Genomic DNA, 22,584 nt, shown 5'->3' on the forward strand with positions numbered 1-22,584 from the left:
GTCAATCGTTGACGCTAAACCAATAACCGCAGACTTATCATAAAATTAATGACCTTATATGACACAAGTTGGTGTATTGAGTATTTCTCACCAGCGAATATCATGATAACGTGAAATAAAGCCGTAGATTAAGAATCCATTATGAATTTCCTTGCTCATCTCCATCTGGCTGATTTCAGTAAAACGTCATTGGCAGCCAATTTAGCGGGCGACTTTGCTAAAGGCAACATAGCCGACCACCCTCAACATCTGCAACAAGGCATTTGGTTGCATCGCCAACTAGATACCATTACCGATGAGCATGAAATCATTCATGAACTACTGGCGCAGTTTCCCAAAAGTCATCGCCGTATTGCGCCGATTTTAATCGATTTAAGTTTTGATTACTTTTTGGCTTACTACTGGGATGAGTATCATGCACTGCCGCTTAAACAGTTTTGTGACTATGCCTATCGAGAATTAGCAAACACCCCAGAACTGCCACCGGCCATGCAGGACATTTTAGTGCCAATGCAAAGCCAAGATTGGCTGGGTGCTTATCAGCATAGAGAAGGGTTAAATGCGGCTATTGCTGGCGTTGCCCGCCGATTTTCACAGCCACAACTGTTTGTGGGCGCCGAAGCCTTAGTGGAAAAAAAGGATGTCCCGTTAGAAATTGCCTTCAGAACCTTGTATCCGCAATTAATGGCCTACAGTAAAATTTTAAGTCGTAAGACACCTACCGAATACTTGGATAGCCGCCTTGATTAAGAAAAATGTTAACCCGTGGCGGCGCCGTGTCATTGAGTTAGGTCTGTTAGCTCTCGCTATGTTTTTAATCAGCACTTATATGCAACGACATATGATTTCAGGCGCAGCGCCTGAGTTATCGGGACAAACTAGCTTACATGCTCCATTTATCTTGCAGAGCGACCCTGAACCGACCTTAATCTATTTTTGGGGAACTTGGTGCCCTGCGTGTCGTATGACATCGCCAGCGGTCAATGACTTAAGTAAAGATAATGCCGTCGTCAGTGTGGCTGTAAGCTCAGGCTCTAACGATGACATCAATCAATTCATGTTAAGCCATGACTATCAATTCGCTGTGATTAATGATGATGGTGAGCTATCTAAGCGCTGGGGCGCCCATGCATTACCGGCGATTTATATCGTGAAACAAGGTGAAGTGCAGTGGGTGACATCAGGCGTTACCAGTGGCTTGGGACTAAAAGTGCGAATGTGGCTTAGCCAGTGGTTATAAGCCCTTAAGTAAAGGGTTGGATTTAGCTTGCTAGCATTAACTTAGTATCTTCTTGAGTGCTTTAGTGGCTTATTAGCCAAGTTGTAATAGTCATACACTCCAAGGCTAAGATGCTTTAGCCTTGGGACAATGCTATTATGCCGTTAGCATAATTACGATCAGCCTTTATACCCATGCAAATTTTTGAATACTGCCCGCCTGCACTTCCTTGGTTAGATTTACGCTATATCGATGACGATATTATTGTTATCAATAAACCCTCTGGACTCTTATCCAACCCAGGACGCGCGGCTCATACTTATGACTGCGCTATTACTCGCCTGCAACGCCTATATCCTGAAGCGATTTTATTGCATCGCCTCGATTGCGACACCTCAGGTTTAATGGTGTTTGCCCGCAATAAAGCCACTGAGTCGCATATTAAAACGCAATTTCAAGACCGCAAAACGCAAAAGATATATGTCGCTGAAGTAATGGGCAAACTCAAAGATGCGAAGGGTTGTATTGATTTAGCCATGCGCGCCGATAAAGATAATCCCCCGTGGCAACTGATAACCACCGATGGCAAGGCTGCCATCACCGACTGGCAAGTATTGGAGTATCGAGCGCATTCAAGCTTATTGCAATTAATGCCGCATACCGGCAGAACTCATCAATTACGCCTACATATGCAAGCGCTTGGACATCCTATTTTAGGGGATGTGTTTTATAGTGACAGAGACTGCCAAAACGCTAGTCCAAGATTACGCTTACACGCGTGGAAGTTAGGATTTACTCATCCTCGCACTCAAGAGTGGCTGATGTTTTCCAGCCCGCAACCGTTTTAAATCTCAGGCTTGCGCCCATTGAAAAAGGCCAATCAGCAGTGTTGATTGGCCTTTTTTATAATGAGTGCTTTTATAATAAGTGCTTGATGACTTTAGGCGCGATTTTTACTCATTGGCACTAACACCAAGCAGCCCTGCGCATCACACAGCTTTAAGTCGCCATAATCAGTCAGTAAGAAATACTCACCGAAAAAATTCGCTTCCACATCTTCTAAGCGCATGTCGAAATTGATTTTAGTGGCTTTCATCTTGTCTAGGCTATGACAGCCATCATCTGACCAAGTTTCAAGAAACCACTCTTCATCATTACGATACAGGCTGATTTTATCGCCAGCATCAGGACGCGGGTCAAACCATTGACCAACCAGTTGTCTTTGTTCCATCCATTGCCCCTGTATTTTCATCGCGGCTCGTTTTTGGATGGCAGGGCTATCATCTAATTGCCATTTGGCACCCATAGAGGTTAACCACTGCCAAGGTGATGTTTTTAGCATAGATGACATAAACTCGCGATTCCTAATACTGAACGGGTAATTCGCGAAGTGTATCGATTTTAACCATAAAAAACTTGATGGATATCATGCTTTGACTAGTTTGCCATCGATTTGTGCAGTTTCTCCCCTCTAGCGGTGAAGTATTGTCATTATCCAGAAAAATAACCGCGGCTGACTTCTCCCCGTCCTAAAGGAGGTGGAGGATGTCAAAATAAATATTCCATTTTTAGCCACCCATTACGGCCAGGCTCATTAACTCTTGCCATCGGCAAACCTACATCATTAATCGCACCAGATTTACTGATATGCTCCGCATATTCACGATCAAACAAGTTTTCAACTCCAAAGCTAAAACGAACATGCTCACCACTGTGCCAAGCGGCATTCAATGCCAGAGTACCAAACCCAGCACTTTCATCCAAATCTATCCCTGAAATATTTCCCTGACCAAGAGCAACACGTTTCTGATTATCCACCAATCGCCACAACAAGCCGAAGTGCCAATTTCCTACATTGTAATCCATCGTCAGACGCCCCTCTAAAGGTGAGACTTGAGCCAGCGCCATGTTATCGGTGTCATTTTCACCATGAGCATAAACAAGACTAATTTGGGAATCTAAATTCTCTGTTAGTTGCCAGGCTAAGCCTAATTCTCCGCCCCAAATTATTGCATCAATATTGCGTGCGGTTTGGCTCTTATCGCCACTAGGAGTCTTAAATGCCTGAATCAAAATATAGTCTTTGATTTCACCGTAATAAAAGGCACTCGATAGAGTTACTACATCGTTATCATAGATCCATCCAAAATCTAACTGAGTGGTATTTTCTGGCGAAATATCAAAAGTCTTTGCTGTTGGTTGACTCATTTTAGCTTTGGTTAATTCCCAATAATCAGGCATACGTTCAGCATGGCCTACGCCCATATAATATTGATGATAATCAAAAGCATACTCTATCCTGATAAAACCGCTGTAAAGGTCATCTTTTCGCTTCTGCTGTTGCGGCAAAAATAAGTCTGTCTGCCAGCGGTCATAACGCAGCCCCGACACTAACCTTCCCTCATCCACGAGGTATTCAAGTTCAGCAAATGATCCAAACTGCTGATAACTCAAATCATCATTTAACTTGCCCGCCATTAAGTCGTCAAGACTACTATCCAAGTTAGGCGCAACTTTAAAGATTTGATGAGTTGAATCCTGCATATCCATCCCAGTTGTCAGAGTGACATCGCCGATAGCAAACTCGCCCCACAAATGGCCACCATAAGTCGAACGGTTAACGTGAGCCCCTGAGTTATTGGGTAAATTTTTATCAAAATCATCCATCACATGGTCATTGTCATTACTATAAGCTTGAAACTCTATCGACTGCAGGTAATCACCGTTAAACTCATGCTCCACCAACAAGGTGTAATTTTCATTTTCAATTTCGCGGGCTTTATAAGCACGATCTGCATACTCAGCATCACCGTCTGACTTGCCGTAGCTTACTTCAATCACAGTGTCATCAGACGGCGTCCAACCTAAGGCCAAATCCATATTACGTCGGTCATAACTTGATTGCACAGGGTTACCGTTACCATCTTTATAATGAGAGCTAGACGATTGATTGGCATCTAAATCCATATAATAGCTTTCATCACCTGCGCGCAGGTCAACTATATAATCAAGCCGCTCAAAACTACCCGCTGTCACACTGGCTCGCCCTGTAGGAACAGCTTCGACATACGTACGCCTATCTTTATTGAATAATACGGTTCCTGCGGAACCTACCGGGCCATGACGAACAGATTGCGGCCCTTTAATCACTTCAATACTGTCATAGGATTCGGGATAAATATAAGCAGTAGGGGGATCCATCCGTCCGCCGCAAGCACCATAGGTTTGTTGACCGTCATCAACAATATTAATTCGCGAACCGCCAAGCCCTCGCAATGAAGGATCACCACCGCCTCCTCCTTTACGATTAATATTAAATCCTGGAATAGTCTTTAAAAAGCCGGCACCATCATAAGAAGGCAGTGGTAACCGCGGTTTTTTTGGATCAGTTGTCACGGTTAACGGATGGCGCATTAATTCACCTTTGACAACAATACGCTCATCACAGCCACCAAGTTTATTGCAGCCTATCTCTTCAGCAAACGAGGTCGTAGATATTCCAACCAACACACAGGCAACAATATTACTCAACATTTGCTTATTCATTTTTATCCTTAATGTAGAGACAATATTTCCCATAACTCTTTACCTCGTCGCGGTTGTATTGATATTTCGCGCATTATATAGAGGGTGTTAATAAATGAGAAATTGAGTATAATTAAGTGCGACAACAAGCGTATTTCGACAACATCAAGATATTTAATTCTAAATTTACATAATAACGGCGTAAATCGAGGGTAACATCGGCGCTGGGGGATCCCCTCATAATTTAGGTCTCCCTGCAGTGTGAACCAACTTGATATATTCATGCATTGCCCAGCGTAAATGCTGCGCTGTTATTTGATAGTTTTCCCTCCGCCGAACCTCTTTCCCCAATCTGACAATCGACAGCACAGGCCGGTGCCGAATGGTGTTGGCCTGAAAGTGTTTTTGCCAGCCTAGATGTAAGGCAACGATACCAATTAGCCATAAGGCAATTTCTGCCAGCATAGCGATGAGCAGCAACACATCTAGCCGCTTCGGACAACGACTTTTGCAGTGCCTCAGCCCCATGCCGTATTGTGGACTCTTCAAGTCTCGAAAGGTCTCTTCAATCTGCATTCGCTTAGCGTAGAGCTTTGTCACTTGGACCGAGTTAAAGTGATTAGGTGGTAAGTTGGTTGCCAATAGCCACGGCTCTTTGCTGCTTCTTCCGTAGCTTGCTTGGGCGGTATGGTTTCTTCCTGCTTTTGAGGAACGGCGGTCTTTACGACCTTTTTCTTTCGCTTTGTAGAGGTGTAAATGACAGGACAATGGGCTTTTCCTGGCGAGGTTAACACGGCCGATGTATTTGGCTTTGTTCGTTGCTGTTGGGTAAAGCGACTTATTGGAGTGCCATTGATGTGTTCCAACATGCTGATAACAGACGTCACCACGAACACGCCCTAACCAAAACCAGCCGTGACTTGCTACTTGATCGAACCAAGTATTGCGATAGCCAGCATCGGTGACGATTAGCGGACAGCAGCCATTCGGAAGCACCTTTGCCAACTCAGTCAGAAAAACATTGTGGCTGCGAGGTGCGTTGTAATCTTTGAATTCAAAAGTACGCTCATAAAGGGTCACGCTGCGCCCTTGAACACTGATGGAGGCGCGCAATGTCATCAAGCGGAGTTGTTCTCTTACATCGGCCCAATCGACAAGCACGATAGGCATTGGGTTAGCACCGCAAAGGTGCATTGCATGCCAGCGATATATCGCCATTCGGTCATTATTGAGGTGGTGATTACCGAGCAAGCGGTCAATACGTTTGATACTGTGCTTAGGTGCCACATTACCAGAGATGTTACGGCCTAGCTGGGTCAAAGAGAGTTGATCACCATCTAGTAATGATTTAGTGGCAACCATAAGAGAATTAAGACGTTTTTTGTGGATGGAAGAGCATTGATTGCTAAGAGAGTCATGTAGTATTGTAATGTCACGCATGGTGTTGTTCTAGTTTGTTTTTGGCGAAATTGATTAGATCAAACAGCACCATGCGTGCCAACTAATTGATTATAAAAGGAATTATTTTGGGACTCCCTAGACATCGGCGTTGTTGCAAAAATCAATCTTAGGCAAGCCTTGATCTGATCCGCTAACTCTGGACACTTAACTAAGCACTATTTTCAATTCAAAATTCTCAGGGCTTAAATAGCCAAGTGAACTATGCCTTCTGGTTTTATTGTAATCAACTTCTATGTACTCAAACACTGTGTGCTTCATGGTTTCCCGGTCCATGATCGGCTCGTACTGAATGGCCTCAACCTTCAATGAATGGAAGAAGCTCTCTGCACAGGCGTTGTCCCAGCAGCAGGCTTTGCGGCTCATGCTTTGGATAAGCTGATTTTTTTCAATCAGATCTCGATACGCATGTGAACAATATTGGCTGCCTTGGTCACTATGAACAATCACTTTTTTTGGAAAACCACGACGAAACAGCGCCATTGTCAGCGCGTCACAAGCCAGCTTAGCCGTCATGCGATTACTCATCGACCAGCCAATCACAGCGCGCGAGTACAAATCGATAATCACCGCCAGATACAGCCAGCCTTCGCTTGTCATCAGATACGTGATATCACCGACCTATTTTTGGTTCGGGCCGCTGGCATCGAAGTTCTGCTCCAGCAGATTTGGCGCTACCGAAAGCTGGTGATCGCTGTCAGTTGTTGTTTTGAATTTACGGGCTGCTTTAGCCACTAAATTCTGTCTTGTCATGCTGTTCATCATGGTTTTCAAATTAGCGCGATCGTAATCTTCGGCGAGGTCGACTTGAATACGCCGAGCGCCAGAGCGTTCCTTGCTCTGGACAAAAATAGCTTTGATTTGCTTATCACGGCTGCGCTGTTTGCGCAAGCGTGTACTCGGCTTTTTGCTTGATTTTCGCCAGACATAATACCAACTTCGCGTCACGCCAAGCACTGTCGCCATTGGCTTTAGGCGAAACTGGTGCTGGTGTTCGAGCATAAATTCGAATCGATCTACTTTTGATTCTTCGCGAAGTAGGTGGCCGCCTTTTTTAGGATGGCTAAATCCTCAGCTTGGTCGGCTAACAGGCGTTTTAACTTGGCAACTTCAGCAGCAAGCTCGGCTTCGCGCTGGCTAGTTGTCGATTTCTTCTCAATGGCAGAGCGCCAGTTATAACGTTGTGACCCGTAGATTTTGAGCTGCCTAGCAGCTTCAGCAACACCGACACGTTCGGCTAGTTTCAGGGCTTCAGCTTTAAATTCAGCCGTGTGGGTCTTGCGGGGCTTTTTGATTGTCATATTCACCTCGTTAAGTCATTTTACTCACTTAGCGTGGTGTCCAAAAGTATTGGATCAGATCACCTTTCCCCAATAGGGTTCTTGGTATTAATTGACCCTCTGGCGAATAAACATACTGTTTCGATGCTGGATTCAATAGCACCATTTTTCGACAGGTTAAACGAAAAGAGAGAGTTGTAAAGTATTAGTAATTAACATAATTAGTACGAATACTTAAGCAAAGAGTGACAACTACCTTGAAAAACACCGGTAGTGAAGACTACTTAGGTCATCAGTTGTATTTATTTAGGCAACAACGCAGTGATTATTTAGTAAGATATTTTAAGAAAAATTCTCAAAGCACCTAATCGACTAAACCAATTAATTGTTTGTAAAAAAGGCTTGATGAATTTCATCAAGCCTTTTTCGGAAAAAAAAATCTAGACTATTTAGAAGAAGTACCTAAATCAATCCATACGCTAGCTTTGCTAGGCTCTTCGCCTTTAGTCCACCACTTAGCCTGATACTTTCGGCCTTTATGAGTGGTAATATCGTTGCCGTTATAAGCTACGCCTGCGTCCCAATCAAACTGAACATTACTTACTAATAACCACTGTTCAGTAGTGCGAGAAGGCGCGTTACCTTGAGTCCAATACTTAGCTTTCCACAGCAAATCGTTATGGCTTACTGTTTCGCCACCATGATAAACAGTTGATGCGTTCCATTGCGGGTAAGCACCAGCATCAGGATCAGCCACCGTCACAGTCACCGCTGTCGCAGCTTCTGCGCTTAGAGCTTCATCAGAAACTTTAACTGATACTGAAAATAATTCTTCATTTTCAATAACTGGCGCAGTCATAGTTAGGGAGTCAGTGCCTTGACCTATCACTTTAAAACTAGTAGGGACTGTCCAATTATAAGTTAACTTGTCACCATCAGGATCGATAGCTTTAGCTTGTAAAGTAACCGTCTTACCACTTTCAACGCTAACGGTTTCAACCATAGTAACCTGTGGTGCTTGGTTAACGGCTGGCGCCTTGTTCGTGATAGTCATGGTATCAACAGCAGTTAAACCTTCAATGTCCTTAACAGTAAGGCTAAAGGTGTAAACTGTATCAAATTCAACCTCTGGAACTTCAACTATTAATACTGCCGCATCAGAGTTATTAACATCAAGAGTTATGCCGTTAATTTGCTTCCATTGATAGGTTAACTCGTCACCTTCTGGATCACGAGATTTTGAACCATCAATTTCAACAGTGACCTCGCCCTTAACCGTTAGATCTTGACCGGCATTAGCAATAGGCGCTTTGTTTGCCGGTGGCTCGATACCTTCACCGTGGCCTAAGCCTTCATGCATAGCATTAAGTAAGTCGCCGTTGTCGCCGTCAATTTCCCATGAGAAAATTCCGCCTAAGTCGTGCTTAAGAACATATTGACCTTTAGCAATAACTGACTGAGGATTATCATAAGTAATCAAGTCACCAGTTGATTTTTTAAATAGGTAAGGTGCTTCTGCTACTTCGTCATAACCTTTTTCCCACTCTGAATCCATATGGTTATTAACGATATCACGATAATCTAATACACCATCTTCCCAAGTCCCCTTGATCTTACCTGTTGCAGTACCAGTAAAAGGGTTGCCATCTTTATAATCATGTACTCCAGTCCAGCCACGACCATATTTGGCAACACCTAACACTAACTTTTCAGAGTCAACGCCTTGGTTAAGTAATATTTGAGTGCCTTTATCAGCAGTGTATTTCGTGGTTTCCCAGTGACCATCATATAAAGCGGTTTGATGTCCTAAATTAGTATTTTGCCAAGCACCGTTAAAGTCATAGCCCATCATAAAGATGTAATCCATGTACTGTTGAGCTTCGCCATAATCAACCACTGCAAGCTTATCGTAACCCACGTTAATAGCAGAAGTCAGTTGATACTTACGACCAGTTTCCTTAGATAACTGATCAAGCATTGCACGTAATTCTTTCATCAGAATAACATAGGTTGAACCATCTTCAGGCTTACCTAAATGTATATTTTCACCACCACCACCGGGAAATTCCCAGTCGATATCTAAACCATCGAAGAATTTCCAAGTTTTCAAAAACTCTTTAGCAGAATTAACGAAAACATCACGCTTTGTTTTGTCATCAAATTGGAAGAATGGATCTGATAATGTCCATCCACCGATAGAGGGCAGGATAACTAAGTCTGGTTGCGCTTGCTTAAGCGCCATTAACTGACCAAAGTTACCTTTATAAGGGTCGTCATAGTTCATAACTCCCTCTTGTGGCTTTTGAATAGCAGCCCAAGGATCATGAATGGCTAGCTCAAAATTAGCGCGACCTTCACATGCTTTTTGCAAGGCTTGAAAGCTACCTTCAATACTTTTAAGGCTGTCATTAATGCCATCACCACCACATATAGGGGTAAAGCCATATAACAGGTGAGTTAGGTTTTTAGAAGGCATCTTATCAACTGGGAATTGGCGACCGTACACCCCCCACTCAACAAAATACGACCCAACAACCTTGTCAGTTTTATTAACGTATGGGCGGTTATTTTCAAGCATCTTAGTTTCAAGAGGCGCTAAATGGCTACCGTCAGTATCAGCAACGATAATTTCTTTAGTTGGGCTATATGAGCAACCTTCATCATTACACAAGGCCACACGCATTTGATAGCGACCACCTTTTTTTACATCAAATGTAGCTTCACCTGCTGCGACAGAAGTTCCTTTCCAAACTTCCTCACCGTCTAAGTACACCTTAGCAGTGTCACCGAGTTCACCATTCCATAAGTTCCAATTAACGGTAACTTTAGCAGCATCTTTAACCGTAACAAGTTTGTTGTAGGCGCTGGTTGATTGGTCGATATCGATGATTGCAAATTTTGTTTCACCCCAACCTAAAGTTGGCGTACCAGGCAGAGCCGCAAATGTATTTGCTGATAGCATAGAAGCAACAAAAATCGCTGCGGTGGATAGTTTAGTTTTCAAAGAATATTCCTTATTAGACAATGCAAATAAGGCAAACAAAGTGCGTAAGCAAGCAAATTAAATTGCTATGATTTTGGCGTCCCCGCTATCTTAGGTTTCCCCTTAGACCGGAAGCTTTGCGTCCCAGCCTTTCGACTGGTTTGCCTTTTTCTATAAAATCAAACATTAACGTAAGATTTGTGGCTATAGTAACATACTGTAACCATAATAGAAGAGCTTGATTTTTTTGGGAAAGCAATAAATTGTGACCTACACCTCAACAATAAATGACACTCGATTTCCCAGCCCTATGTTACTAACATAGTTAGGCTTTTTATCACATTGCCTGCCAATGAACCTATTACAATTTATTTAGAGAAAATGCGTCATAATAAAGCACTGGTATTTTCATTGAACCTTCGTTACCAAGAATCACGAAACATAACAAAATAGATGTTATACCCAAGAAACTTTTGAACCTTTTCTTGTAAAACTCATCGCCATTATCGAAGCCTATCGTCTTACAAAGGCATTTAAACGACTCAAGCAACTTAAGCGTTCATCCGTCCGACAAACTGATCAGGGCTTAATTCGGTATAAGTAAAGGGCGAATAACTTCTTTTAGAATTGAGGAACTTTTATTGTAATTAGGCGAGATTGGTGTAACGGCTTGTGAAGAACATCTCATAATTAGTTTACTGTGATTCCAATAAGTCATGGAGGCTCATTAGCCTAAAAGAAATAACAAAAGGCCTAGTCACTTAGTGACTAGGCCTTAATAAAAATAGCCGTTATGACAACCCAACCTGTATCACATCACTTAGCCTTGCTGGCGCTCTAGCGCTTCACAGGCTGCAGCGGTAAATACCACGTCAGTTGAGCTATTCAAGGCCGTTTCTGCCGCATCTTGAATAACACCTATGATAAAGCCCACAGCAACCACTTGCATGGCTACATCATTACTAATACCAAATAAGCTACAAGCTAACGGGATAAGTAGCAGCGAGCCACCCGCCACACCTGATGCACCGCACGCTGATACTGCCGCGACCACACTTAATAACAACGCAGTAAAGATATCAACTTGAATTCCTAAGGTATGCACAGCCGCTAAGGTCAGCACGGTAATAGTAATCGCCGCGCCGCCCATGTTAATGGTGGCACCTAATGGAATAGAGACTGAGTAAGTATCTTCATGCAGCTTAAGCTTGGAACAAAGTGCCATGTTCACTGGAATGTTGGCAGCACTTGAGCGGGTAAAGAAGGCGGTGATACCACTTTCACGCAAGCACTGAAACACCAATGGATAAGGGTTACGGCGAATTTTGGCAAATACGATTAATGGGTTAACTACTAATGCAATAATCACCATCACGCCGAGTAACACAGCCAACAAATGAACATAACCTGCTAACGCAGAAAAACCTGTTTGCGCGAAGGTGGCAGACACTAAACCAAAAATACCAAGGGGTGCTAAACGGATAATAAAACGCACCATCTGCGAAATACTGTGGCTCATATCGGCAAACACTTGCTTAGTCGACTGTGACGCTTGCGCTAAGGCAAAACCTAGACCCACACCCCAAGTAAGAATACCAATATAGTTACCAGTTAACAGTGCATTGACTGGGTTATCGACCAACTTGAACAGCAAGGTGTGCAGCACCTCACCTATGCCTTGTGGCGGCGTAGTGCCGGTTGCCGCGTTAATCAGAACTAAATCTGTTGGGAATAAAAAGCTCACAGCCACGGCAGTTAAGGCGGCGGCAAAGGTACCAAACAGGTACAAGATCACAATCGGGCGCATGGCGGTTTTACTATTTTGTTTGTGGTTAGCAATGGATGCCGCCACCAAAATAAACACCAACAACGGAGCTATGGCTTTTAACGCGCCAACAAACAAATCACCAAAAATAGAGGCGTGTGTCGCGCCTTCTGGTGACCATGTGGCTAGCGCAACGCCAGCGATTATCCCCACTAAAATTTGCAATACCAAATTGCCATTGGCAATGCGGTAAAAAAATGAATCATTCTTATTCATGACTTAATTCCAACTTTGTTATCATTATGTTATTGTTGTCACGATGATAAACTGACATTAGCAGTAAAACTGCGGCACTAAGTTTATGGCGAGTCTAGTTTTGTAACTAATGTCTTAGCCCTTGTCTAGCCTAGATCCCAATTAACTCACCATATTGCTGAAAATTAGCCGCTAGCATCCTATTTTGGTGACATAAGTCGCGCTAAAACCATACACAACATAAAATTATTGGCTGCTAAAAATTCTTAACTACATTCAACAAGCAAGAGTCTCAAGACCGACTAACGCCGAAGTGTTACACAAATAGCCATGAAGATTGCTGATTAAAAATATAAAGGGCACCCGATTAAGGTGCCCTTTAAGGAAAACTCACAGTAAACCTAGTTTCGATTTACATCACTGCGTTTTACATCATTGAGATTTACTGCAATTGATAAACCACATCAAAGGCAAATTGATCCCAACCATCACGGCTAAATGCATTGGCATTGACATTGCGAACTTGGCTAATGGCGTGAACAGGCGCTGCGCCATGCTCAATCAAGTATTGCGCCATCACTAAGCAAGTACTGTCTTGACCTGAGCCGCAGTGGATTAATACCACTAGACCATCGTCGCAAGCTTGCTTGATAAAGGCGATAACTGCTGGCAGGTGTGCCACAGCATCTTCTAAATCTTGCGCACTCGGGGTAATAGCATTCGGTAACGCAATGCACTCATAGCGAATCCCTGCGGCGCGAATACGCTCAGCGTCAGCGGCATCACTATCAATAACTGAAATAATTGCACCAATTCCGGCGTCTTTCAGTTCACCGATATTCCATGGGTTAAGGGTTGGGCCACTGCGTCCGGCAATCTGACCTTCCACTAACCAAAACATATGCTGCATAAACCACTCTGTTCAGTGAAGGAAAAACGCTACTATGCCAGCGCTTTGAAAAATCGGTTAGGATCCAGAGCGCATTTTTGGTTTCTTTTTGCGCTTTTGCGAGCTTGGAGCCACTTTTTCAGTAGAAAGCTCTGCTGCTTGCTGGTTATACAGTTCAAGACTCTTAGGGGTAAACCCTTTTAACTGTAAACGCTCAACGGCCAACTTATGCTTCTTTTCTATCACACCAAAATGCTGATATTCATCATGACAAATCAAGCTAATGGCAAGCCCCGCCTCCCCTGCTCGGCCAGTACGACCAATACGGTGGATATAATCGGCTGGGCTTCGGGGCAATTCAAAGTTAATCACGGCCGGTAAATGCTGAATATCCAAGCCGCGCGCCGCAATATCGGTGGCAATCAGCACTGGGATTTTACCCGCCATAAAATCATCTAACGCTTGATGGCGTTTGCCTTGTGATTTATCGCCATGGAACACTAAGCTGTCGATGCCAGCTTTTTGCAGCTTTTGCGCAAGGCGGTCACAACTTAATTTGGCATTCACAAACACTAGTACTGACGATAATTCTAAGCTCTTGAGTAAATGCGTCAGTAACGCTGACTTTTGCTCACGGTTAACTTCATACACCCGCTGCTCAATCTTGGGCTGAGATAACACAGATTCAATCTGGATATGCTTAGGCTGGTTTAACCAAGCATCTGCCAGGTGCTTAATGTCATCATCAAACGTCGCCGAAAACAGCTGCGTTTGACGCTGTTTAGGTAAGCTTGCTAACAACTGATTAAGCTCATCACTAAAGCCTAAATTTAATAAACGGTCGGCCTCATCTAACACTAAATGCTTAACTTGGCCGAGTTTTACCGCGTTGCATTCGATTAATTCCAATAAGCGACCAGGCGTAGCCACTAAAATATCGGCGCCATTGCGTAAACTTATCATCTGCGGGTTTATCGATACGCCACCATGGGCCAAACGCACGCGCATGGCTGATTGCTGCTTATTAGCAAACTGAATACATTGAGTACTTAATTGGCGCGCGAGCTCGCGGGTTGGCGCTAAAATCAAGGCGCGGATATGATTGCCTTTTACGCCTGCGCTATGCTGTTGTAATTGTTGCAATAATGGCAGCACAAACGCTGCGGTTTTACCGCTACCCGTCGCCGCTTGGGCAATCACATCTTGGCCAGACAAAATTTGTGGAATAACGCTGGTTTGGATGGGAGTAGGTTCAATAAATTCTGGGGCTAAATGCTTAGCAAACTCAGGCGCTATGCCTAATGATGTAAAACCGCTCAAGGGAAAATCCACAACAATAAAAGACCCGCTATCATACCTTGGATGGGCGATAGCGGCCAGTCATGCGCATGGCTAGCACTAAATTCAGCCAAACGTGTTTGGCATAGCGCCTTCAAGTCTTAATAAATACTCTTTGACATCAAGACCATGGGCATAGCCTGTGAGCGTACCATTACTGCCAATTACCCGATGACAAGGGATCACTATGGCAATTTGATTGGCGCCATTGGCGGTACCGACCGCGCGAAATGCTTTGGGACGACCGACATTCATGGCTAAATCGGCATAACTGCAATAACTGCCATAAGGAATTTGCTGCAACCCTTGCCACACTTGGCGCTGAAACGCAGTGCCAGCAATATCAAGTGCGACCGTAAATTGCTGTAATTTGCCGGCAAAATAGTGGTTAAGCTCTAAGGTTAGTAAATCAAGATGCGCGGCTATCGCGCTTAAGTCATCTTGAAGATTAACATTGCCGTTGTTAGCCGCGCTGTTGACGTTAGAATGCTCAATCACTTCAGGGGTTAAGCGGCGAATACCATGCTTGCTCGCTTCTGCCCACCATAGCCCCAATGGCGTGGTTATTTGACGCACTCTTAGCACTAACTCATTGCTGTTTAAGTTAGCTTCAGCGTTATTTGTTAGGTTTTTCCTATTTTTCATGCCACATCCCCCACTGCTAATGCCCAAATTTGGTGAGTCAAATAACTGCCCCATGGACGAATTTGCTGTTGCCATAAAGCGCTAAGCTCAGCAGGAGTAAGACTTGCGTTAACTTTATGCAAATCTATGTGATGCATAGCCATTGCAGCGCCATTATTGGCCGCTAACAGAGCGCTATCAGCCTCTACTAATGCATGAACAATATTGAAGCTGCCAATATGTAAGCTGTCACCATTAACACTCACCTCGCCACGATTAATTAATGCAGCTACATACTTTTTAATAACGGCGTCCCCTACTAAAAATCTGTCGGTATCCCCTAATCCACGCATAGCACCATAATCACAAGTCCACGGGCCTATGCCTTTAACCCGCAGCCAATCAGCGGCTTGCGCCGCGGGACGATCAACCCATAACTGAGCTAAAGCCCGCAAACTTTGCTGGCGAGCCTTAGGGATTGGCAAAAATGATAAATCACTGGCAGCTATGGTCGTTGGCGTAGGAAAGAAACAATAACTTTCACCATTGACCTGCCAAGGTTCAGCGAATTTTGCCACTAGTAAATTAATAAGCTTCACCCCAAAACTAAGCGTCACTTGTTGCCCTAATACGGCGCGGCATAGCGCTTCAAAGGGTGTGACTGTCTGCACTAAGCGCAGCCCAGGTTTTGCGCTATGACCTAATAGTTGCCGCAGGTGCTCATCAATAACATGGCTATCAGCATCCGCATCTAAAAAATGACGCGCCCATTGATGCAAAGCCAGTAGGGGTAAGTGGTCACAGTCTGGATGCGGCCAAAATTTTAGTGCGAAGCGGCACTGTTCGCCCTGATGAGTGATCTCTACTAACCCTTTGATATGGTTGCTATCGATAGTGGTGGTATAGCGATTAACGCCATCACTCCTTGCCATGCCACTAATGCAGCGTTTGGCTAAAAAACTAATGGCATGCTGCCAGTCATAAGGCGGGCGATAACCCACATGAAATTGCACTAAATTGCTACAGTTATTCGGGTTAGAGATATGCTTATTTAACGCGCGGCGAATATCACTTGGGGTGTTACCGAGTTTAGTTTTGCAGGCGTCATTAAAACTGCGCATCGAATTAAAGCCACTATAGACAGCCACTTGCTCGAAAGTTAAGTCACTGCGGTGCAACAATTGCTTAGCCATTAATAACTGCTGATGCAATCGAAATTGTGTTAATCCCATCCCTAAATATTGCTGACTTAATTGCCGTATATAGCGACTAGTGACCCCTAGTTGCTCAGCAATTTCTTCCATTCTATAAAACTCACCTGTCACTGGGGAAACTTGTAAACATAACTGTGATGCTTGATGTAAATGTTTGGCAGATCCTAGCCATTGCAGGGATGCGGGCGCGGCGTCCGGGCAACATCGCAGGCACGGCCTAAAGCCTGCTGCCGCGGCATTAGCTGCGTGTAAAAAGTAACGCACATTGGCTTCATTAGCTGCTTTAGCTGGGCATATCGGCCGGCAATAAATACCTGTAGTAACCACGGCCACATAGAATTTACCATCAAAGCGTCTATCACGGCTTAAACGCGCACGCTGACAGAGAGTGTCACTCAGTGTTAATAGCTGACTCACATTGGCATTGCTCATAACCTCACCGTATTCAACCTTAATTATCTTATAGCGTAACCCGTTCCATGCACCAAACTAGCAAAAAACGGAACTGATACTGTTAAGTTAATGCTATGGATTAGTATCCATTTACGGTTATCTTAAAGCCATAGCTATGATGCTATCAATTACCACGATTCATCGGCACTGATGTCGGTGATTAAGCTAAGGAAAGCTATGTTCAAACTCTTCGAACATTGGACCGATCCCCTGCCCGAACAAGCTATAGAAACGCCACCCAATAGCCTACTGGCATTTTGCCGCTTTTATACCCACGGCTTTGAAAAACCACTCATATTGATGTCAGTGCTAACGGCAATCATGGCCATGCTCGAAGTCAGTCTGTTTGGCTTTATGGGGCAATTAGTGGATTGGCTATCGACAAGGAACCCAGATACCTTACTCAGCCAAGAAAGTGGTAAGTTATTGATAATGAGCCTAATACTCTTAGTGCTATTGCCACTAGTGACGCTACTGCATTCGCTAGTTGTGCATCAAACTTTACTTGGCAATTACCCTATGGCCATTCGGTTTTTGGCTCATAAGTATTTACTCAGACAATCGTTAGCTTTTTATCAGCAAGACTTTGCTGGCCGCGTCGCCACTAAAGTGATGCAAACTTCCCTTGCCGTGCGCGAAACCGTGATGAAGCTTCTCGATGTACTGGTGTACATCTTAGTGTACTTTTTATCTATGTTAGCCATGATAGCCAGCAGCGATTGGCGCATGGTGATCCCTATGCTGGTATGGCTTGGCGTTTATAGCCTTATTCAATGGTTTTATATTCCCAAATTAAAACAAGTGTCTGAACATCAAGCGGAAGCGCGTTCGTTAATGACAGGTCGCATCGTTGATAGTTACACCAATATTTCCATCATTAAGTTATTTGCCCATAGCGAGCAAGAAGATGCCTATGCCAAGCAAGGTATGCGGGAGTTTTTAACCACTGTCTATCAGCAAATGCGTTTAGTGACTGGGCTGAATGTGCTAGTGCATATCAGTAACTACTTGCTGGCATTTGCTGTCGCCGCCTTGGCCATTAGCCTGTGGATTGATAACGCCATCACCATTGGCGCTATTGCCGTGGCGATTAGTTTGGCACTGCGGCTCAACGGTATGTCGATGTGGATCATGTGGGAACTCAGCAGTCTGTTTGAAAATATGGGCACAGTCGCCGATGGCATGGCCACCTTAAGCCAAGAAACAGCAATTTGTGACAGTCCAAATGCTAAAGCACTAACGGTTAGTCAGGGGGCAATCACTTTTGAGTCGATTTACTTCAGCTATCATGCCAATTCGCTATTTAATAATCTGAGCCTAAATATAAAACCTGGGGAAAAAGTTGGCATAGTCGGTCGTAGCGGCGCTGGGAAATCGACCCTAGTGAATTTATTGCTACGTTTTTACGACCTCAATCAAGGACGCATTAGCATTGATGGCCAAGATATTGCTCTGGTACAACAAGATTCTCTGCGCTCTCATATTGGCATGATCACTCAAGATACGTCCCTATTACATCGCAGCGTTCGCGACAATATCTTATATAGCAAGCCTAATGCCACCGCCGAAGAACTACAAAACGCTATGACTATGGCTCAAGTGGATGAATTTATTGATGGGTTATCGGATCCACAAGGCAACCAAGGATTAGAGGCTATGGTCGGAGAGCGCGGCGTCAAACTCTCTGGCGGCCAAAGACAGCGAATTGCTATCGCGCGGGCGTTACTTAAAAATGCGCCAATTTTAGTGATGGATGAAGCCACCTCAGCGCTGGACTCAGAAGCGGAAGCCGCCATTCAACACAGTTTGACCCAATTGGTGCAAGGCAAAACGGTTATTGCTATTGCGCATCGATTATCAACCATAGCCGCTATGGATAGATTGATAGTGATAGATAATGGCGCCATTGTAGAGCAAGGCAATCATCAGCAATTACTCGCAGCCAATGGTATTTATGCTCAATTATGGGCGCATCAAACCGGTGGGTTTTTAGGAACTGATTAATGCCAGTGCTTACAAGAAATGACTTTACGATCAGTGCCGGCAAGTGACAGCCATGATTAACATCATCAAATGGCAGATACAAAAAAACCACCGTAAGATGGTTTAAATGTGGTATCCCCTAGGGGATTCGAACCCCTGTTACCGCCGTGAAAGGGCGGTGTCCTAGGCCTCTAGACGAAGGGGACCCTGGACTTAAGTGTTTAGACTCTCTTAAACGAGTTAACATTTTCAGTTACCTGAAAAATTTGGTGGAGCTACACGGGATCGAACCGTGGACCTCTTGCATGCCATGCAAGCGCTCTCCCAGCTGAGCTATAGCCCCGAATTCTTGTCTACAACAAAAACTCAGAAATTGTGGTATCCCCTAGGGGATTCGAACCCCTGTTACCGCCGTGAAAGGGCGGTGTCCTAGGCCTCTAGACGAAGGGGACCCGGACTTAAGTATTTATACTCTTCTTAATACGAGTACAGGTTTTTTAAACACTGCAAAAATTTGGTATCCCCTAGGGGATTCGAACCCCTGTTACCGCCGTGAAAGGGCGGTGTCCTAGGCCTCTAGACGAAGGGGACCCTGGACTTAAGTATTTATACTCTTCTTAAATCGAGTACAGGTTTTTTAAACACTGCAAAAATTTGGTATCCCCTAGGGGATTCGAACCCCTGTTACCGCCGTGAAAGGGCGGTGTCCTAGGCCTCTAGACGAAGGGGACCCTGGACTTAAGTATTTATACTCTTCTTAAATCGAGTACAGGTTTTTTAAACACTGCAAAAATTTGGTATCCCCTAGGGGATTCGAACCCCTGTTACCGCCGTGAAAGGGCGGTGTCCTAGGCCTCTAGACGAAGGGGACCCTGGACTTAAGTGTTTAGACTCTCTTAAACGAGTTAACATTTTCAGTTGCCTGAAAAATTTGGTGGAGCTACACGGGATCGAACCGTGGACCTCTTGCATGCCATGCAAGCGCTCTCCCAGCTGAGCTATAGCCCCGAATTCTTGTCTACAACAAAAACTCAGAAATTGTGGTATCCCCTAGGGGATTCGAACCCCTGTTACCGCCGTGAAAGGGCGGTGTCCTAGGCCTCTAGACGAAGGGGACCCGGACTTAAGTATTTATACTCTTCTTAATACGAGTACAGGTTTTTTAAACACTGCAAAAATTTGGTATCCCCTAGGGGATTCGAACCCCTGTTACCGCCGTGAAAGGGCGGTGTCCTAGGCCTCTAGACGAAGGGGACCCGGACTTAAGTATTTATACTCTTCTTAATACGAGTACAGGTTTTTTAAACACTGCAAAAATTTGGTATCCCCTAGGGGATTCGAACCCCTGTTACCGCCGTGAAAGGGCGGTGTCCTAGGCCTCTAGACGAAGGGGACCCTGGACTTAAGTATTTATACTCTTCTTAAAGCGAGTACAGGTTTTTTAAACACTGCAAAAATTTGGTATCCCCTAGGGGATTCGAACCCCTGTTACCGCCGTGAAAGGGCGGTGTCCTAGGCCTCTAGACGAAGGGGACCCGGACTTAAGTATTTATACTCTTCTTAATACGAGTACAGGTTTTTTAAACACTGCAAAAATTTGGTATCCCCTAGGGGATTCGAACCCCTGTTACCGCCGTGAAAGGGCGGTGTCCTAGGCCTCTAGACGAAGGGGACCCTGGACTTAAGTGTTTAGACTCTCTTAAACGAGTTAACATTTTCAGTTGCCTGAAAAATTTGGTGGAGCTACACGGGATCGAACCGTGGACCTCTTGCATGCCATGCAAGCGCTCTCCCAGCTGAGCTATAGCCCCAAATTCTTGTCTACAACAAAAACTCAGAAATTGTGGTATCCCCTAGGGGATTCGAACCCCTGTTACCGCCGTGAAAGGGCGGTGTCCTAGGCCTCTAGACGAAGGGGACCCTGGACTTAAGTATTTATACTTTTCTTAAAGCGAGCTCATCATCTCAGTTGCCTGAAAAGATGGTGGAGCTACACGGGATCGAACCGTGGACCTCTTGCATGCCATGCAAGCGCTCTCCCAGCTGAGCTATAACCCCTTAACTTTCATTACTTTTGAGTGCGCCGCTATTTACTAGCCTTGCCCTCAACTGCGAGCGCATTCTATGCAGCACACCCAAAAGTGTCAACGGGTTTTTTAGGAATTAGCTCTGTTTGCTACAAATTCCACCGCCTTGGATAATCTCTGCGCACAACGAGCCTTTCCAATCAGTAACATGGTTAAATCTAAACCAGGTGACTGCCCTGCTCCAGTTACTGCTACACGCAGTGGCATACCCACTTTACCCATACCTACGTTTAATTCAGTTGCAGTATCTTCAATAACTTGATGAATCGCATCTTGAGTCCACTCAGTTAAGGCTGCTAATTTGGTTTGAACTAAGGTTAATGGCTCAAGCGCTACACCGCGTAAATGCTTTTTAGCAGCCGTTTCATCAAATTCCGCGAAATCTTCATAGAAGTAACGGCTAGATTGAGCTAATTCTTTCAGCGTTTTAGCACGCTCTGACAAAGCACTCACCACTTGCGCTAATTCAGGACCTTCACTCATATCAATTTGCTGATCATGCATGTGCCACAATAAGTGCTTAGCAACATACTCAGGATCCAGCGCTTTAATATAGTGCTGGTTTAACCAAATCAGTTTCTCAGTGTTAAAGGCAGAAGCGGCTTTGTTGATATCGTCCAGTTTAAAGAACTCAATCATTTCAGCCATAGAGAATACTTCTTGATCGCCATGAGACCAGCCCAAACGCACTAAGTAGTTCAATAAGGCTTCTGGCAGGAAACCATCATCACGGTACTGCATCACGCTAACTGCGCCATGACGCTTAGATAACTTGGCGCCATCATCACCTAAAATCATAGCCACGTGAGCATATTCAGGGATTGGAGCACCTAACGCTTTAAGGATGTTGATTTGCTTTGGCGTGTTGTTGATATGGTCTTCACCACGAACCACACAAGTAATACCCATATCCCAATCGTCAACCACAACACAGAAGTTGTAAGTAGGAACGCCATCGGTACGCGCAATGATTAAGTCATCTAACTCTTGGTTAGCAATTTCAATGGTGCCACGAACATGGTCATCAAATATGACTGAGCCAGTTAATGGGTTTTTGAAACGCACGACAAAAGGTGAATCATCAGTACGTGGCGCGCTGTCACGACAACAACCATCATAACGCTGACGTTCGCCTTTAGCTGCTTGCTCTTCACGCATCAGCTCAAGACGCTCTTTCGAGCAATAACACTTATAAGCAGTTCCCTGCTCTAACATTTGCGCGATGATTTCGTTATAACGGTCAAAACGCTTGGTCTGATAGTAAGGACCTTCATCCCAAGTTAATCCTAACCATTCCATGCCTTCTAAAATGGCATCACACGCTTCTTGGGTTGAACGTTCAATATCTGTGTCTTCAATACGCAGAACAAATTCACCTTGGTTGGCGTGTGCGTGGAGCCAAGAATACAATGCCGTACGGGCACCACCTACATGTAAGAATCCCGTTGGGCTTGGGGCGAAACGCGTTTTTGTTGTCATCGGACACTGACCTTCATTGATTAAGATTTACA

General features: G+C 44.5%; 14 protein-coding genes, 15 tRNA genes, 1 pseudogene and 1 riboswitch. Of the genes and pseudogenes, 4 read left to right on the top strand and 26 right to left on the bottom strand.

The genetic code is table 11. From position 1 onward, the window contains the following. Window positions 1–141: 141 nt before the first annotated feature. From AC1HDP_RS06770 to AC1HDP_RS06780, 3 genes are all read left to right on the top strand, one after another. The gene (locus AC1HDP_RS06770; protein WP_479638161.1) at window positions 142–750 is read left to right on the top strand and encodes an acyl carrier protein phosphodiesterase; all 609 of its coding nucleotides are present in this window, start codon (window positions 142–144) and stop codon (window positions 748–750) included. Then, window positions 743–1,240 (top strand): protein disulfide oxidoreductase, encoded by a 498-nt coding sequence (locus tag AC1HDP_RS06775; protein WP_479638162.1) that lies wholly within the window; start codon window positions 743–745, stop codon window positions 1,238–1,240. Before AC1HDP_RS06770 ends, AC1HDP_RS06775 begins: the two co-directional genes overlap by 8 nt. A 173-nt stretch (window positions 1,241–1,413) precedes the next feature. Continuing rightward, on the top strand, window positions 1,414–2,067 hold the full coding sequence (locus AC1HDP_RS06780) for an RluA family pseudouridine synthase (protein ID WP_479638163.1): 654 nt from the start codon (window positions 1,414–1,416) through the stop codon (window positions 2,065–2,067). 92 nt (window positions 2,068–2,159) lie between these two features. Here AC1HDP_RS06780 and AC1HDP_RS06785 read toward each other — a convergent pair whose 3' ends face one another. The 10 genes and pseudogenes from AC1HDP_RS06785 to AC1HDP_RS06830 all read right to left on the bottom strand — a co-directional run bounded on the left by AC1HDP_RS06785 (window position 2,160) and on the right by AC1HDP_RS06830 (window position 16,982). Continuing rightward, window positions 2,160–2,570, bottom strand: a complete 411-nt coding sequence (locus AC1HDP_RS06785; RefSeq protein WP_479638164.1) for a hypothetical protein — start codon at window positions 2,568–2,570, stop codon at window positions 2,160–2,162. A 197-nt stretch (window positions 2,571–2,767) separates the two neighbouring features. Then, the gene (locus AC1HDP_RS06790) at window positions 2,768–4,765 is read right to left on the bottom strand and encodes a TonB-dependent copper receptor (protein ID WP_479638165.1); all 1,998 of its coding nucleotides are present in this window, start codon (window positions 4,763–4,765) and stop codon (window positions 2,768–2,770) included. Between the two features lie 216 nt (window positions 4,766–4,981). Further along, a complete protein-coding gene (locus AC1HDP_RS06795) occupies window positions 4,982–6,184 on the bottom strand; it encodes an IS4 family transposase (RefSeq protein ID WP_479638166.1) in 1,203 nt (400 codons plus the stop codon). Window positions 6,185–6,349: 165 nt separating this feature from the next. Further along, a pseudogene (locus AC1HDP_RS06800) lies at window positions 6,350–7,503 on the bottom strand (IS3 family transposase). 424 nt (window positions 7,504–7,927) lie between these two features. Continuing rightward, complete coding sequence (locus AC1HDP_RS06805) at window positions 7,928–10,444, bottom strand: glycosyl hydrolase family 18 protein (RefSeq protein WP_479639843.1); 2,517 nt, start codon at window positions 10,442–10,444, stop codon at window positions 7,928–7,930. A 114-nt stretch (window positions 10,445–10,558) separates the two neighbouring features. Further along, window positions 10,559–10,641: riboswitch (cyclic di-GMP riboswitch) on the bottom strand. A 644-nt stretch (window positions 10,642–11,285) separates the two neighbouring features. Further along, window positions 11,286–12,506 carry a serine/threonine transporter SstT gene (gene sstT, locus AC1HDP_RS06810; protein ID WP_479638167.1) on the bottom strand — a complete coding sequence of 407 codons (1,221 nt, stop codon included), beginning with the start codon at window positions 12,504–12,506 and terminating at the stop codon, window positions 11,286–11,288. Window positions 12,507–12,927: 421 nt separating this feature from the next. After that, window positions 12,928–13,395: a phosphatase domain-containing protein gene (locus tag AC1HDP_RS06815; protein ID WP_479638168.1), complete on the bottom strand. Its 468-nt coding sequence runs from the start codon at window positions 13,393–13,395 to the stop codon at window positions 12,928–12,930. A gap of 57 nt (window positions 13,396–13,452) precedes the next feature. After that, window positions 13,453–14,694, bottom strand: a complete 1,242-nt coding sequence (locus AC1HDP_RS06820; protein WP_479638169.1) for a DEAD/DEAH box helicase — start codon at window positions 14,692–14,694, stop codon at window positions 13,453–13,455. Window positions 14,695–14,778: 84 nt separating this feature from the next. Then, on the bottom strand, window positions 14,779–15,357 hold the full coding sequence (locus tag AC1HDP_RS06825) for a methylated-DNA--[protein]-cysteine S-methyltransferase (RefSeq protein WP_479638170.1): 579 nt from the start codon (window positions 15,355–15,357) through the stop codon (window positions 14,779–14,781). Further along, window positions 15,354–16,982: an Ada metal-binding domain-containing protein gene (locus AC1HDP_RS06830; RefSeq protein WP_479638171.1), complete on the bottom strand. Its 1,629-nt coding sequence runs from the start codon at window positions 16,980–16,982 to the stop codon at window positions 15,354–15,356. The genes AC1HDP_RS06825 and AC1HDP_RS06830 overlap by 4 nt, the downstream gene beginning before the upstream one ends. Window positions 16,983–17,180: 198 nt before the next feature. Here AC1HDP_RS06830 and AC1HDP_RS06835 point away from each other — a divergent pair, with 198 nt between their 5' ends. Continuing rightward, window positions 17,181–19,007: an ABC transporter ATP-binding protein gene (locus tag AC1HDP_RS06835; RefSeq protein ID WP_479638172.1), complete on the top strand. Its 1,827-nt coding sequence runs from the start codon at window positions 17,181–17,183 to the stop codon at window positions 19,005–19,007. A 109-nt stretch (window positions 19,008–19,116) separates the two neighbouring features. On the opposite strand, the gene AC1HDP_RS06840 is transcribed toward AC1HDP_RS06835, so the two are convergent. The 16 genes from AC1HDP_RS06840 to gltX form a co-directional block, all read right to left on the bottom strand. Beyond that, window positions 19,117–19,192 (bottom strand) — tRNA-Glu (locus AC1HDP_RS06840). A gap of 61 nt (window positions 19,193–19,253) precedes the next feature. Then, window positions 19,254–19,329, bottom strand: a tRNA-Ala gene (locus AC1HDP_RS06845). Between the two features lie 33 nt (window positions 19,330–19,362). Then, window positions 19,363–19,438 (bottom strand) — tRNA-Glu (locus AC1HDP_RS06850). A 63-nt stretch (window positions 19,439–19,501) separates the two neighbouring features. Then, window positions 19,502–19,577, bottom strand: a tRNA-Glu gene (locus AC1HDP_RS06855). A gap of 64 nt (window positions 19,578–19,641) precedes the next feature. Beyond that, window positions 19,642–19,717: transfer RNA gene (locus tag AC1HDP_RS06860), tRNA-Glu, on the bottom strand. Between the two features lie 64 nt (window positions 19,718–19,781). Then, window positions 19,782–19,857, bottom strand: a tRNA-Glu gene (locus tag AC1HDP_RS06865). 61 nt (window positions 19,858–19,918) lie between these two features. After that, window positions 19,919–19,994: transfer RNA gene (locus tag AC1HDP_RS06870), tRNA-Ala, on the bottom strand. Between the two features lie 33 nt (window positions 19,995–20,027). Then, a tRNA-Glu gene (locus AC1HDP_RS06875) sits at window positions 20,028–20,103 on the bottom strand. 63 nt (window positions 20,104–20,166) lie between these two features. Continuing rightward, window positions 20,167–20,242 (bottom strand) — tRNA-Glu (locus AC1HDP_RS06880). A 63-nt stretch (window positions 20,243–20,305) separates the two neighbouring features. Further along, window positions 20,306–20,381: transfer RNA gene (locus tag AC1HDP_RS06885), tRNA-Glu, on the bottom strand. 64 nt (window positions 20,382–20,445) lie between these two features. Beyond that, window positions 20,446–20,521: transfer RNA gene (locus AC1HDP_RS06890), tRNA-Glu, on the bottom strand. Between the two features lie 63 nt (window positions 20,522–20,584). After that, window positions 20,585–20,660, bottom strand: a tRNA-Glu gene (locus AC1HDP_RS06895). Between the two features lie 61 nt (window positions 20,661–20,721). Then, window positions 20,722–20,797 (bottom strand) — tRNA-Ala (locus AC1HDP_RS06900). Between the two features lie 33 nt (window positions 20,798–20,830). After that, window positions 20,831–20,906: transfer RNA gene (locus tag AC1HDP_RS06905), tRNA-Glu, on the bottom strand. A gap of 62 nt (window positions 20,907–20,968) precedes the next feature. Then, window positions 20,969–21,044 (bottom strand) — tRNA-Ala (locus AC1HDP_RS06910). A gap of 98 nt (window positions 21,045–21,142) precedes the next feature. Beyond that, window positions 21,143–22,552: a glutamate--tRNA ligase gene (gene gltX, locus AC1HDP_RS06915; protein WP_479638173.1), complete on the bottom strand. Its 1,410-nt coding sequence runs from the start codon at window positions 22,550–22,552 to the stop codon at window positions 21,143–21,145. Window positions 22,553–22,584: the final 32 nt, after the last annotated feature.

This window comes from Shewanella sp. ISS20 (assembly GCF_056522965.1).

Excerpts from the sequence above, each read along its gene's own strand:
- AC1HDP_RS06770 (WP_479638161.1), top strand. The coding sequence starts at position 142 with ATGAATTTCCTTGCTCATCTCCATCTGGCTGATTTCAGTAAAACGTCA.
- AC1HDP_RS06780 (WP_479638163.1), top strand. The coding sequence starts at position 1,414 with ATGCAAATTTTTGAATACTGCCCGCCTGCACTTCCTTGGTTAGATTTA.
- AC1HDP_RS06785 (WP_479638164.1), bottom strand. The coding sequence starts at position 2,570 with ATGTCATCTATGCTAAAAACATCACCTTGGCAGTGGTTAACCTCTATG.
- AC1HDP_RS06790 (WP_479638165.1), bottom strand. The coding sequence starts at position 4,765 with ATGAATAAGCAAATGTTGAGTAATATTGTTGCCTGTGTGTTGGTTGGA.
- AC1HDP_RS06795 (WP_479638166.1), bottom strand. The coding sequence starts at position 6,184 with ATGCGTGACATTACAATACTACATGACTCTCTTAGCAATCAATGCTCT.
- AC1HDP_RS06805 (WP_479639843.1), bottom strand. The coding sequence starts at position 10,444 with ATGCTATCAGCAAATACATTTGCGGCTCTGCCTGGTACGCCAACTTTA.
- sstT (WP_479638167.1), bottom strand. The coding sequence starts at position 12,506 with ATGAATAAGAATGATTCATTTTTTTACCGCATTGCCAATGGCAATTTG.
- AC1HDP_RS06815 (WP_479638168.1), bottom strand. The coding sequence starts at position 13,395 with ATGCAGCATATGTTTTGGTTAGTGGAAGGTCAGATTGCCGGACGCAGT.
- AC1HDP_RS06825 (WP_479638170.1), bottom strand. The coding sequence starts at position 15,357 with ATGAAAAATAGGAAAAACCTAACAAATAACGCTGAAGCTAACTTAAAC.
- AC1HDP_RS06830 (WP_479638171.1), bottom strand. The coding sequence starts at position 16,982 with ATGAGCAATGCCAATGTGAGTCAGCTATTAACACTGAGTGACACTCTC.
- AC1HDP_RS06835 (WP_479638172.1), top strand. The coding sequence starts at position 17,181 with ATGTTCAAACTCTTCGAACATTGGACCGATCCCCTGCCCGAACAAGCT.
- gltX (WP_479638173.1), bottom strand. The coding sequence starts at position 22,552 with ATGACAACAAAAACGCGTTTCGCCCCAAGCCCAACGGGATTCTTACAT.